Annotated in this window: 10 protein-coding genes; 3 read left to right on the forward strand and 7 right to left on the reverse strand. The window is 70.7% G+C overall.

Annotation, left to right across the window (positions count from 1 at the left end; genetic code table 11):
- Positions 1–3: 3 nt before the first annotated feature.
- From K9S39_RS13950 to K9S39_RS13970, 5 genes are all read right to left on the reverse strand, one after another.
- Positions 4–861 carry an ABC transporter permease gene (locus K9S39_RS13950; protein WP_248863665.1) on the reverse strand — a complete coding sequence of 286 codons (858 nt, stop codon included), beginning with the start codon at positions 859–861 and terminating at the stop codon, positions 4–6.
- A complete protein-coding gene (locus K9S39_RS13955) occupies positions 861–1,799 on the reverse strand; it encodes an ABC transporter permease (RefSeq protein WP_248863666.1) in 939 nt (312 codons plus the stop codon). Before K9S39_RS13955 ends, K9S39_RS13950 begins: the two co-directional genes overlap by 1 nt.
- Positions 1,796–2,959: an ABC transporter ATP-binding protein gene (locus tag K9S39_RS13960; RefSeq protein WP_248863667.1), complete on the reverse strand. Its 1,164-nt coding sequence runs from the start codon at positions 2,957–2,959 to the stop codon at positions 1,796–1,798. The genes K9S39_RS13955 and K9S39_RS13960 overlap by 4 nt, the downstream gene beginning before the upstream one ends.
- Before the next feature lie 118 nt (positions 2,960–3,077).
- Positions 3,078–4,325 (reverse strand): polyamine ABC transporter substrate-binding protein, encoded by a 1,248-nt coding sequence (locus K9S39_RS13965; RefSeq protein ID WP_248863668.1) that lies wholly within the window; start codon positions 4,323–4,325, stop codon positions 3,078–3,080.
- A 152-nt stretch (positions 4,326–4,477) separates the two neighbouring features.
- A complete protein-coding gene (locus K9S39_RS13970; RefSeq protein ID WP_248863669.1) occupies positions 4,478–6,004 on the reverse strand; it encodes a gamma-aminobutyraldehyde dehydrogenase in 1,527 nt (508 codons plus the stop codon).
- 300 nt (positions 6,005–6,304) lie between these two features.
- Here K9S39_RS13970 and K9S39_RS13975 point away from each other — a divergent pair, with 300 nt between their 5' ends.
- Both K9S39_RS13975 and K9S39_RS13980 read left to right on the forward strand, forming a co-directional pair.
- Positions 6,305–6,991, forward strand: coding sequence for an NADAR family protein (locus K9S39_RS13975; protein ID WP_248863670.1), 687 nt, complete (start codon positions 6,305–6,307; stop codon positions 6,989–6,991).
- A gap of 50 nt (positions 6,992–7,041) precedes the next feature.
- Positions 7,042–8,115, forward strand: a complete 1,074-nt coding sequence (locus K9S39_RS13980) for an adenosine deaminase (RefSeq protein WP_248863671.1) — start codon at positions 7,042–7,044, stop codon at positions 8,113–8,115.
- Positions 8,116–8,197: 82 nt separating this feature from the next.
- Here the strand turns inward: K9S39_RS13980 and K9S39_RS13985 are convergent, their stop codons facing one another.
- Positions 8,198–9,553, reverse strand: a complete 1,356-nt coding sequence (locus K9S39_RS13985; protein WP_248863672.1) for an alpha/beta hydrolase family protein — start codon at positions 9,551–9,553, stop codon at positions 8,198–8,200.
- 179 nt (positions 9,554–9,732) lie between these two features.
- Between K9S39_RS13985 and K9S39_RS13990 the strand changes: the two genes are divergently transcribed.
- On the forward strand, positions 9,733–10,755 hold the full coding sequence (locus K9S39_RS13990) for an ArsR/SmtB family transcription factor (protein ID WP_248863673.1): 1,023 nt from the start codon (positions 9,733–9,735) through the stop codon (positions 10,753–10,755).
- 135 nt (positions 10,756–10,890) lie between these two features.
- On the opposite strand, the gene K9S39_RS13995 is transcribed toward K9S39_RS13990, so the two are convergent.
- Positions 10,891–12,072, reverse strand: a complete 1,182-nt coding sequence (locus tag K9S39_RS13995) for a polyamine ABC transporter substrate-binding protein (protein ID WP_248863674.1) — start codon at positions 12,070–12,072, stop codon at positions 10,891–10,893.
- Positions 12,073–12,146 lie beyond the last annotated feature (74 nt).

The following is a 12,146-nucleotide window of genomic DNA, read 5'->3' on the forward strand; positions in this document are numbered from 1 at the left end:
CCTCTAGCTCCTTTTACGGCGGCGGCCGGCCAGTTGACCGACGATGACGCACACCACGGCGACCAGGAACATCGCCGTGCCGATGACGTTGATCTGAACGGGTGTGCCCCGCTGTGCCGATCCCCAGACGAACATGGGGAAGGTCACGGTGGAGCCGGCGTTGAAGTTGGTGATGATGAAGTCGTCGAAGGAGAGCGCGAAGGAGAGCAGCGCGCCGGCCGCGATGCCGGGGGCGGCGATCGGCAGCGTGACCCGCAGGAAGGTCTGCGCCGGGGAGGCGTAGAGGTCCTGGGCGGCCTGTTCCAGGCGCGGGTCCATGCTCATCACGCGTGCCTTGACGGCGGTGACGACGAAGCTCAGGCAGAACATGATGTGGGCGATGAGGATCGTCCAGAAACCGAACCGGATACCCATGTTGAGGAACAGGGTGGCCAGCGAGGCGGCCATGACGACCTCGGGCATGGCCATCGGCAGGAAGATCAGGGCGTTGACGCCGGAGCGCGCGCGGAAGCGGTAACGGGCCAGCGCGAAGGCGATCATCGTGCCGAGGGCGGTCGCGCCGAGGGTGGCCCAGAGGGCTATCTGCAGGCTCAGGCCGAGCGAGCCGCACAGATCGGCGACGCCGCAGGGGTCGGTCCAGGCGTCCGTGGAGAAGCGCTGCCACTGGTAGTTGAAGCGGCCGTTGGGCTTGTTGAAGGAGAAGACCAGGACGACCAGGTTGGGCAGGATCAGATAGGCCAGCGTGCACAGGCCCGCGAGGGTGACGAGGTTGCGGCGTAGCCAGAGCAGGGCCTTGTTGGTGGTGCGCGGCGGCCTCTTCGTGGGGGGCGCCGTGGCCGCCGTGGTCTCGGTGTCCGCCATCAGACCAGCTCCTCCGTCCCGGACTTGCGAATGTAGATCGTGACCATCGCGAGGATGGCCGCCATGAGGATGAACGAGAGGGCGGCGGCGGTCGGATAGTCCAGGACCCGCAGGAACTGGGACTGGATGACGTTGCCGATCATCTTCTGGTCGGTGGAGCCCAGCAGTTCGGCGTTGATGTAGTCGCCGGCGGCGGGGATGAAGGTGAGCAGGGTGCCCGCGACGACGCCCGGCATGGACAGCGGGAAGGTGACCCGGCGGAAGGTGGTGGCCGGGCGGGCGTAGAGGTCGCCGGCGGCCTCGTGCAGCCGGGGGTCGATGCGCTCCAGGGAGCTGTAGAGCGGCAGGATCATGAACGGCAGGAAGTTGTAGGTCAGTCCGCAGACCACCGCGAGCGGGGTGGCCAGCACCCGTTGTCCCTCGGTCATGCCCAGCCAGCTGGTGACGTCCAGGACGTGCAGCGAGTTGAGGACACCGACGACCGGTCCGCCGTCCGCCAGGATCGTCTTCCAGGCCAGGGTGCGGATCAGGAAACTGGTGAAGAACGGGGCGATGACGAGGATCATCACGAGATTGCGCCAGCGGCCGGCCTTGAAGGCGATGAGGTAGGCCAGCGGGTAGCCGAGCAGCAGGCAGAGCGCGGTGGCGATGGCGGCGTACAGCACCGACCGGAGGAACTGCGGCCAGTATTCGGCGATCGCGTCCAGGTAGGTCGCGAAGTGCCAGGTGACCGTGAAGCCGTCTTCGAGGGAGCCGGTCTGGAGGGACGTCGACGCCTGGTAGACGAGCGGGGCGGCGAAGAAGACGACCAGCCAGAGGATGCCGGGGAGCAGCAGCCAGTAGGGGACGAGCCGCTTGCGGGCGGGGGTCTTGCGGGCCTGGAGCGGCTCGGCTCCGGCCGGTCCGGAGGGTGGCGCGGGCGCCTCCGTGGTGGTCATGCGGCCTCCTCGTCGAGGTCCGCCCCGGCCGAGATGTCCTGCGCCGCGTCCAGCCCGAAGGTGTGCGCCGGGTTCCAGTGCACGACGACCTCGGCTCCGGGTACCAGGCGTCCGTCCCGCTCGATGTTCTGCTCGTAGACGGCGAGTTCGCCCAGGCCGGGGGTCTCGATGAGGTACTGGGTGGAGACGCCGATGAAGCTCGCGTCCTTGATGCGGCCGGGCAGCCGGTTGCGTCCTTCGGTGATCGCCCCGGCGTCGTCGGTGTGTGCCAGGGAGACCTTCTCGGGCCGTATGCCGGCCAGCACCGTGTCCCCGGTGCGGGCCGGGGCGCTGCAGCGGCCGGCCGGCAGCCGGAGTTTGGCGTCGCCGGCCGTGAGGAGCAGGTGCTCGCCGCTCGCCTCGACGACCTCGGCCTCGATGAGGTTGGAGGTGCCCAGGAAGTTGGCGACGAAGGTGGTGGCGGGGTTCTCGTAGAGGTCGGCGGGCGCGCCGAGTTGCTCGACCCGTCCGCCGTTCATCACCGCGACCGTGTCGGCCATGGTCATGGCCTCCTCCTGGTCGTGGGTGACGTGTACGAAGGTGATGCCGACCTCGGTCTGGATGCGCTTGAGCTCCAGCTGCATCTGGCGGCGCAGCTTGAGGTCGAGGGCGCCCAGGGGCTCGTCGAGCAGCAGCACCTGGGGGTGGTTGATCAGGGCGCGGGCGACCGCGACGCGCTGCTGCTGGCCGCCGGAGAGCTGCTGCGGCTTGCGGCGCGCCATCGGGCCGAGCTGTACCAGGTCGAGCATCTCCTCGACCTGCTTCTTGACGGACTTGATGCCGCGGCGGCGCAGCCCGAAGGCGACGTTCTCGAAGATGTCGAGGTGCGGGAAGAGCGCGTAGTTCTGGAAGACGGTGTTGACCTGGCGCTTGTACGGCGGCAGGGCGGTGACGTCGCGGCCGGAGAGTTCGACGGTCCCGGTGGTGGGGTCCTCCAGCCCGGCGATCATCCGCAGGGTGGTGGTCTTGCCGCAGCCGGAGGCGCCCAGCAGTGCGAAGAAGGAGCCTGCGGGGACGGTGAGATCGAGCGGGTGGACGGCGGTGAAGGACCCGTAGGTCTTGCTGATCCCGTGGAGGCGGACGTCGCCGCCGCTGCTTTGGGGGGTCGTGGTGTCGGTCATGTGGGTCGTCCCGTGTGTCGGAGGGCGGACGCGCTCGTACGGGCCTGGCGGGGGGAGGGGGGTCCAGGCGTGATGGGGGTACCCCCTGCTCGAACGAAGTTGAGAGCTTGGGGGAGGTTCAGGCGCCGGTGAGGTCGGCGAACTTCTGCGCGAACGCCTTGCTCTCCTCGGCGGTCAGGGCGCGGAAGGAGTGGGATTTCCCGGCCATCTCCTGGTCCGGCAGGATCAGCGGGTTGTCGGCCGCCTTCTTGTCGATCTTGGCGAGTTCCTCGCGTACGCCCTCCACGGGGCAGACGTAGTTGATGTACGCCGCGATCCTCGCCGCCACCTTGGGCTCGTAGAAGTAGTCGATGAGCCGTTCGGCGTTCTGCTTGTGGCGTGCCTTGTTCGGCACCATGAGGTTGTCGGTGGACGTCATGTAGCCGGCCTTGGGGATGGCGAAGTCGATGTCCGGGTTGTCGTTCTTCAGCTGGACGACGTCGCCCGCCCAGGCCACGCAGGCGGCGAGGTCGCCCTTGTGCAGGTCGGTGGTGTAGTCGTTGCCGGTGAAGCGGCGGATCTGCTTCGAGTCGACGCCCTTCTGGATCCGGGCGATGGCCGCGTCGAAGTCGTCCGCGGTGACGTCCTCGGGCTTCTTGCCCATGTCCAGGAGGGTCAGTCCGACGCTGTCGCGCATCTCGGAGAGGAAGCCGACCCGGCCCTTGAGCTCGGGGTCCTCCAGCAGCTGGCTGACCGAGTCGACCGTGCGGCCGCCGGTGGCCTTCTTGTTGTACGCGATGATCGCCGGGATGCCCTGCCAGGGGTAGGAGTGCGCGCGGCCCGGGTCCCAGGCGGGGCTGCGGAACTGGGGCGAGAGATTGGCGTAGGCGTGCGGCAGTTGGGCCGGGTCCAGCTTCTCGATCCAGCCGAGCGAGATCATCCGTGCGCACATCCAGTCGGTGAGCACGATCAGGTCCCGGCCGGTGTCCTGGCCCGCCGCGAGCTGGGCCTGGATCTTGCCGAAGAACTCGTCGTTGTCGTTGATGTCCTCGGTGTACTTGACGGCGATGCCGGTGCGCTCGGTGAAGTTCTCCAGCGTCGGCCGGTGCTTGCCGTCGTCGCTGACGTCCATGTACTCGGTCCAGTTGGAGAAGTTGAGGCGCTTCTCCTTCTTGGAGTGGTCCGTGGAGCTGCCCGCGTCGGTACGGCCGGCGGGCGGGATACCGCAGGCGGACAGGGCGCCGAGACCGGCCGTCGCGGCCGCCGCGACACCCGTGGCGCGCAGCAGGGTGCGCCTGGTCATGGCCAGTCGGCCATGCGTCAGGCTGCTGCGCATCGCGGCGAGTTCGGCCTGGGACAGGGGTTCGGGCTGCTCGTGGTGCTCCATGCGCGGTGCCCTTTCAGGGGTGAGCCCGGCGCTCGGCCGGTGGTGACGATGCCGCGCGGCGCTGGCCGCAGGGGGCGGGGCGTGGGGCGTGGTGGGGCGGGGGCACGCCGCGATCGGGACGCCGGGGGTGGTGCCCGTGTCGGTGGACGTCCTTACGGGCGGTCCCCGAAGACCGTGCGGTGCCAGTCCTTCCCGGCGACCGCGGTGTTGTCGTACATGACGTGCTTGACCTGCGTGTACTCCTCGAAGGAGTAGGCCGACATGTCCTTGCCGAAGCCGGACGCCTTGGCACCGCCGTGCGGCATCTCGCTGATGATCGGGATGTGGTCGTTGACCCAGACGCAGCCGGCCTTGATCTCGCGGGTGGCGCGGCCGGTGCGGTAGACGTCCCGGCTCCAGACGGAGGCGGCCAGCCCGTAGGGGGTGTCATTGGCGAGCGCGAGGCCTTCGTCGTCGCTGTCGAAGGGCAGCACCACCAGCACCGGGCCGAAGATCTCGGACTGCACGACCTCGCTGTCCTGGGCAGCGCCGGTGATGAGGGTGGGCCGGTAGTACGCGCCCTCGGCCGGCCCGCCCTGGGGCGCGTCGCCTCCGGTGACGACGGTGGCGTAGGCGCGGGCCCGGTCCACGAAACCCGCCACCCGGTCGCGCTGGGTGTGCGAGATCAGCGGGCCGAGGTCGGTGGACGGGTCGAAGGGATCGCCGAGCCGGACAGTCGCCATCAGGTCGGCGACGCCGCTGACGAACGCGTCGTAGAGCGGGCGCTGCACGTAGGCGCGGGTGGCGGCGGTGCAGTCCTGGCCGGTGTTGATCAGCGCGCCCGCCACCGCGCCGTGCACCGCGGCCTCCAGGTCCGCGTCGTCGAAGACCACGAACGGGGCCTTGCCGCCCAGCTCCAGGTGCAGCCGTTTGACGGTGCCGGTGGCGATCTCGGCAACCCGCCGGCCGACGCCGGTCGAGCCGGTGAAGGAGGTCATGGCGACGGCGGGGTGGCCGACGAGGTGTTCGCCGGCGTCCCGGCCCGCCCCGGAGACGATGTTGATCACGCCGTCGGGCAGCCCCGCGCGCTGCGCGGCCTGGGCGAACAGCAGCGAGGTCAGCGGGGTGATCTCGGCGGGCTTGAGGACGATGGTGTTGCCCGCGGCGACGGCCGGGAGGATCTTCCAGGCGGCCATCTGGAGCGGATAGTTCCAAGGCGCGATGGAGCCGACGACGCCGAGCGGCTCGCGGCGGATGACGGAGGTGTGGTCGGCGCTGTATTCACCGGACGCCCTGCCCTCCAGGTGGCGGGCGGCGCCGGCGAAGAAGGCGGCGTTGTCGACCGAACCCGGCACATCGAACCCGGTGCTGAGCTTGATCGGCTTTCCGCAGTTCAGGGACTCCGCGAAGGCGAGGTCGGCGGCGTCCTCGGCGAGCGCGGCGGCGAAGCGGTGCAGCGCGTCGGAACGCTCGCCGGGTGTCGCACCGGCCCACTCCGGGAAGGCCCGGCCGGCGGCCTCGACGGCCGCGTCCACGTCCGCGGGGCCGGCGAGTTCGTAGGAGTACACCGTCTCACCGGTCGCCGGGTCCACGACCGCCTGCGTACGGCCCGACGTGCCGCCGCGGAGGCCGCCCGCGATGAAGTGCGCGCCCTCGGCGAATCGCTCGGTGACATCGAATCGCTGGAACCCTTGATGCATCGTGCTCTCCTCCGCCGGGGCGCCGGGCTGCTGGACGGCAGTGCCTGGCGTAGCTATTTCCGGATTCGAAGGCCGATCCTGACAGAGGCGCCGTGCCTCAACAAGCGATTCCGTTGTTGCCTTTTGATTACGCAACGAAAACTGCCGTTTCAGCGGACGGGCCCCCGACATGTTGTCAGTGCCCGCTGACAGAATCCCGGCATGGTGCACGACAACACGGGGATCAGGTCCGGGAGCCGGGCGGGGAAGCCTCATGGGGACTGGCACGGGGGCTGAGATGGGGCCGGGACGGAGGCCGGCATGAGGGCCGATACGGGGGCCGAGGTGGGGACCGGCAGTGGGGCCGATGCGGGGAGCGCCGACGGGCTTGCCGCGCACGGGCCGCGCTCCGTCGAGGAGCTGCGCGCGGCGGTCGCCGCCGGGCAGCGGGTGAAGTACGTCTTCTTCTGGGGCCATGCCCCGCGGCGCGACGGCAGCCTCGGACCGAGCTGTTTCAGCCAGTGGTGGCCCTCCCCCTTCACCGTCGACGGGATCGAGTACGCCACGGCCGAGCACTGGATGATGGCCGGCAAGGCCCGGCTGTTCGGTGACGCGGAGGCGGAGCGGCGCGCGATAGCCGCGCCCCACCCCGAGCAGGCCAAGAGCGTCGGGCGTACGGTGCGCGGCTTCGACGACGCGATATGGCAGCCGCGCCGCTTCGACCTGGTGGTGGAGGGCAGCGTGCACAAGTTCGGCCAGGATCCCGCACTGCGGGAGTTCCTGCTGGGCACGAACTCCCGGGTCCTGGTGGAGTCCAGCCCGCTGGACCGCATCTGGGGCATCGGACTGGCCGCCGACGACGAGCGTGCCGAGGACCCGGCACGCTGGCGGGGGCTGAACCTGCTGAGCTTCGCGCTGATGGAGGCCCGCCAGCGGCTGGCCGCGGACATGCCCTGGGCGAGGGCCGCGGAGCCCGGCGGGGCGGCGCCACACGTACCGGAGTCATAGGTCCCGGGGCATCGGCCCCGCACCGCGCCGCCGCCCCGGCCCCGCATACCATGACCAGGCCGTTCCGCACGCCGCCGCATGCCCCTCGACCAGGAGGACCGTTGTCCGATCTCGATGCCTTCATCACGGGCCTGCCCAAGGCGGAGCTGCATGTCCACCACGTCGGATCGGCCTCGCCGCGGATCGTGTCCGAGCTGGCCGCCCGCCACCCGGACTCCGCCGTCCCCACCGATCCCGAAGCGCTCGTCGACTACTTCACCTTCCGCGACTTCGGGCACTTCGTGGAGGTCTATCTCTCCGTCGTGGACCTGATCCGCGACTCCGAGGACGTCCGCCTGCTGACGTACGAGGTCGCCCGGGACATGGCCCGCCAGAACATCCGGTACGCCGAGCTGACGGTCACCCCCTTCAGCTCGACCAGCCGGGGCATCCCCGACGCCGCGTTCGTCGAGGCCATCGAGGACGCCCGCAAGTCCGCGGAGGCCGAGCTGGGCGTGGTCCTGCGCTGGTGCTTCGACATTCCCGGCGAGGCCGGTCTGGAGGCCGCGGAGGAGACCGCCCGGATCGCCTGCGATCTGCGGCCCGAGGGTCTGGTCTCGTTCGGGCTCGGCGGCCCCGAAATCGGCGTCCCGCGCCCGCAGTTCAAGCCGTACTTCGACCGCGCCGTCGCGGTCGGCCTCCACTCCGTGCCGCACGCCGGTGAGACGACGGGCCCCGGCACCGTCTGGGACGCCCTCACCGCGCTCCGCGCCGAGCGCATCGGCCACGGCACCAGCGCCTCCCAGGACCCCGAGCTGCTGGCCCACCTCGCCGAGCACCGCACCCCGTTGGAGGTCTGCCCCACCTCCAACATCGCCACCCGGGCCGTGCGCACCCTCGAAGAGCACCCGATGAAGGACATGGTCGACGCGGGCGTGCTGGTGACCATCAACAGCGACGACCCACCGATGTTCGGTACCGACCTCAACACCGAATACGGCATCGCCGCCCGGCTGTTGGGGCTGGACGCGGCCGGAGTGGCCGCCCTCGCCAAGAACGCCGTCGCAGCCTCCTTCCTGGACGCGCCCGCCAAGGCCCGGCTGGCGGCCGAGATCGACACGTACGCGGCGGAGTGGCGCGGCTAGCCGGGCTACGGGGCTGTCGCCGTCCACGAACCCCACCGCGTCGTCCACGAACTCCACCGCACGACGACGTCGAGACGGTCCGCTATCCGCGGACGGAAAGGTGTTCGGCGAAGAACGTGTGCACATATTTCCGCACCCGGGGCACCGACGCTTCCGGGGCGATCGGGCCGACCAGCTTGTTGCGGTCGTGGGCGGTCATCAGGCCGGCGGCCTGCAACTGCGGTGCCATGACCGCATAGTCGGTGAACACCCAGTGCGCGGCGTGGCGGAGCTGCCGTCGGTGGGTGTGGCCTCGCGGGTGGGCCAGCATGGCCGACCAGGAGCGTTCCAGCCCCTTCGGGTCGGGGAAGCCGTCGGTACCCATCAGGAGCAGCGGCCGGTCCACGCCGTGACGCGCGACGGGGAACAGCTGCCCTTCCCGGCCGGGTGCCTCCGGCGGGTGGTCCAGACAGCCCTCCAGATCGACCGCCGCGCCGATGCGCCGGTCCTCGTACAGCGCCTCGGACACGGCGGTGCCACCGGCCGAGTGGCCATAGGCTCCCACCCGCCGCAGATCCAGCGCCCGCCCCAGGTCTTCCGGCACCCCGCCTCCCTCCGCGTCGGGGTTGTGCCCGGCCGCCAGCAGGGCCAACTGGTCCAGTACGAAGCGGATATCCGCGATCCGGGTGTCGATCGCGGTGCGGAAGATCTTCGGATCGGTCCGGGGATCGCCTCTGAACACGGTGTGGCGGACCTTTTCCCGGTACTGCGTCTGGTGGGGGAACTCGACCTCGCTGGCGTCGCCGGGGTGATCGATGGTGACCACCACGTGGCCATGGCTCGCCAGTTCCTCGGCGAGCCCGGTGCCCAGGGTACGCGGGTCGCCGCCTCCCGGGCTGTGGAGCAGCACCGGCCGCGGTACGGTCTGCGCGGGCGCGTCCGTGTGCGAATGGGACATGGTGGCCGCCCAGTTCACCCCGGACTTCGGCAACCCCGGGTGGAGGAGAGGGTCGATGACCTTGAACGACTGCGCGGCCTCCTCGGTCATCTGCGGTGCGACCGGGTAGCCGTGGACGGCACGGGCCGGATAGCACGCCGTGACCATCACCTCCCGGACGGGGAGCGGCTCCCACGGGTCACGCCTGGAGCGATCGACCAGGTACAGCGTGGTGACCCCGGTCCGGTGCGGGCCGGTCGGCGCCGGGAGCCGCACGGTGATGTCGTCCCCGGCCCGTGCCCCCGCCTGTCCCGCCTGTTGCTCCTGTCCCGTCGATCCACCCCGTCCCGTCGATCCGCCCTGTCCCGTCGGCCCCCGTCCCCGCGCCTGTGCCTCTGCGGCGCTTCCGCCACCGCCCGCGAGCAGCAGCCCGGCGACCAGAGCGGCCGACTTGGTGACGGCCCGTCGGCCCACTCCGGCCGTTCCCGCCTGCCCACCTTCGCTGTCCTGCTTGCGCGGCATGGCTCCCCCTTGTGTCGTGCCCCCTTGCGTCAGGGCCCGTTGTGTCATGGCCGGCTGCGTCGTGACCTGTTCCGTCACGGCCTCTTGTGTCATGACCCGAATGCTGACGCCCGGTGGGAAGCGCACGCGATCATTTAGTCCCTGCCCGAAACGATGGCGCGGCGCCGCCAGGGAGCGTAATGATCCGGATCCACTTCACGGCCGCCGACTTCGCCCGGGTGCGGTTCGCGCCCCGGCCGGCCCCGTTGCAAGAGCTGAACGTGGCCCTCATGAAGATGTGCGTCCGCGATGACGCGCTGCTCTTCGGCCGCTGGAGAAACCGGTTGCTGCACTCCTTGCCGAACGCCGTCCTGCCGCTGCGGGATCTGGTCCCCGCGGCGGAAGCCCCCGGCTTTCTCGATGTGTTCGGCGACAGCCTGAAGGAGGGCCTGGACACCGTCCGAGGCTCGCGTCCGGCCCTGGTCCGCTCCGAGATCGAGCGGGTCTACGCCACGCATGCGGCCCCCGCACCGCCATGGGTCCGCGATCTGCACCGGGGCGACGCCGCTGCCTGGCAGCTCGTCCGCCGCGCACAGCGTGCCGCCTTCGATACGGTGCTGCGCCCCGTGTGGCCCGTGGTGCAGGACCTGCACCAGGCGGAGTTCACCCGCCATGCCCTGGCCGTGGCCGAGCACGGCATCGGCGCCGCGCTCGCCGAACTCGCCGCACTCGCACCGGGCAGCCAACTGCGCGGCGACATATGGGAGTTCGCGGCACCCGGTGAGCGGGACATCAGGCTGCGGGGTCGTGGCCTGCTGCTCGTGCCCACCTTCCACTGGACCGGTCATCCCCTCGTCGCCGACCTGCCCGCTCGCCCTCTGGCCGTGACGTACCCGGCCGGCCCGGGCCTGCCGCTCCAGCCGGCCGCGCCGGGCAGCACGGATGACGCGCTGGCCGGGGTGCTCGGACGAACCCGCGTCGACATCCTGCTGCTGCTCGCGGACGAGCACACCACCAGCGAACTCGCCCGGCGGCTGCACGTGAGCAACGCCACCGTCTCCGCCCACACCACGGCGCTGCGCGGGGCCGGCCTGATCACCACGGTCCGCGCGGGACGGGCGGTTCTGCACCGGCGCACCGCCCTGGGGAGCCTGCTGGTGCGGCGAGGCAGCGGGGCGAGGGGGGTGCGCGGCGCAGAGGGCGGAGCGCGGGAGGCCGACTGATCACCCCTGTCCGCTGCCCTGCCGCCAAGGGTGTCCGATGCGGCAGAGGCGCGCCCAGTGCCATCGGACAGGCCCTACCAGGGGTTCTCCCCCACCCACCCCCTAAGGGTGCTCGCCCCACCCCGCATCCCGCCCCTACAACCCCACGATCCCGTTCCACTCCTTCGCGAAGCCGGTCCGCTCCTCGGACGTGATGTCACGGGCGATCGCCAGCCGCTTGCGCATCGTGTCGTCGGGGAAGACCAGCAGGTCCTCGGCCAGTGCGGCCCGTTCCTTGTCCCTGGCGGATGCGAGGATGTCCCGTGCGGCGGGGACGGGGCACACATAGTTGACCCAGGCCGCCAGGTCGGCGGCGACCTCCGGCCGGTAGTAGTAGTCGATCAGCCGCTCCGCGTTGCGCTTGTGGTCCGCGAGGTCGGGGATCATCAGGCTCTCCGCCCACAGCTCGGCGCCTTCCTCCGGCACCACGAACTCGATGTCGGGGTTGTCCGCCCGGAGTTGCCTCACATCACCGGAGTACGCCTGCGCGGCGAGGACGTCCCCGGAGTCCAGGTCCTTGATGTAGTCGTTGCCGGTGAACCGCCGGATGTGGCCCTTGCGGACGAGCCCGCGGATCCGGTCGGTCATCCGGTGGAAGTCGTCGGCGGTCCAGCGGGTGATGTCGACACCGTCGCCCTGCATGAGCATCGCGAACGCCTCGTCGAGCCCGGAGAGCAGGGTGACCCGCCCGCGCAGATCGTCCTGCCACAGGTCGGCGGTCCGGTGGATCTCCCGGCCCAGCTTTCTGCGGTTGTACGCGATGCCGGTGATCCCGGACTGCCAGGGGACGGAGTGGGCGCGGCCGGGGTCGAAGTGCGGGGAGAGCAGCAGCGGATCGAGGTTTGCGGCGACCTGGGGCTGGGCCGCCCGGTCCATCTTCTGGACCCAGCCCAGCCGGACGAACCGGGCGCACATCCAGTCGCTGATGACGATCAGATCGCGGCCGGTGGGCTGGTGGTTCATCAGCGCCGGAGCGATCTTCCCGAAGAACTCGTCGTTGTCGTTGATCTCTTCCGTGTAGGTGACGGATATCCCGGTGCGCCGCCGGAACGCGTCCAGGGTGGGTCGGCGCCGTTTGTCGTGGTCGTCGACGTCGATATAGAGCGGCCAGTTGGCGAACACGAGCCGCCGGTCCCGCGCCGAGCGGTCCGGGCCGCCGCGGTCCGCGGCCTCGACGTACGCCGGCGGCACCCCGCATCCGGCCGCGGCGGCCAGCGCCCCGGCCGTGCCGATGGTGCCGATGCCCCTGAGCAGCGAACGCCGCGAAAGATCAGCCATGGGCGGCACTCTCACGCGCCGCGGGCGGAGGCGGCAAGAGACAGAACGTCAGCTGCCGGGCCTCCGCCCGCGAC

The organism is Streptomyces halobius, assembly GCF_023277745.1.
Lineage (GTDB): Bacteria > Actinomycetota > Actinomycetes > Streptomycetales > Streptomycetaceae > Streptomyces > Streptomyces halobius.

What these genes read in the sequence shown, in the direction of transcription:
- K9S39_RS13990 (WP_248863673.1), top strand. Translation starts at nt 9,733, where the DNA reads ATGATCCGGATCCACTTCACGGCCGCCGACTTCGCCCGGGTGCGGTTC.
- K9S39_RS13980 (WP_248863671.1), top strand. Translation starts at nt 7,042, where the DNA reads ATGACCAGGCCGTTCCGCACGCCGCCGCATGCCCCTCGACCAGGAGGA.
- K9S39_RS13950 (WP_248863665.1), bottom strand. Translation starts at nt 861, where the DNA reads ATGGCGGACACCGAGACCACGGCGGCCACGGCGCCCCCCACGAAGAGG.
- K9S39_RS13965 (WP_248863668.1), bottom strand. Translation starts at nt 4,325, where the DNA reads ATGGAGCACCACGAGCAGCCCGAACCCCTGTCCCAGGCCGAACTCGCC.
- K9S39_RS13955 (WP_248863666.1), bottom strand. Translation starts at nt 1,799, where the DNA reads ATGACCACCACGGAGGCGCCCGCGCCACCCTCCGGACCGGCCGGAGCC.
- K9S39_RS13970 (WP_248863669.1), bottom strand. Translation starts at nt 6,004, where the DNA reads ATGCATCAAGGGTTCCAGCGATTCGATGTCACCGAGCGATTCGCCGAG.
- K9S39_RS13985 (WP_248863672.1), bottom strand. Translation starts at nt 9,553, where the DNA reads ATGCCGCGCAAGCAGGACAGCGAAGGTGGGCAGGCGGGAACGGCCGGA.
- K9S39_RS13960 (WP_248863667.1), bottom strand. Translation starts at nt 2,959, where the DNA reads ATGACCGACACCACGACCCCCCAAAGCAGCGGCGGCGACGTCCGCCTC.
- K9S39_RS13975 (WP_248863670.1), top strand. Translation starts at nt 6,305, where the DNA reads ATGAGGGCCGATACGGGGGCCGAGGTGGGGACCGGCAGTGGGGCCGAT.
- K9S39_RS13995 (WP_248863674.1), bottom strand. Translation starts at nt 12,072, where the DNA reads ATGGCTGATCTTTCGCGGCGTTCGCTGCTCAGGGGCATCGGCACCATC.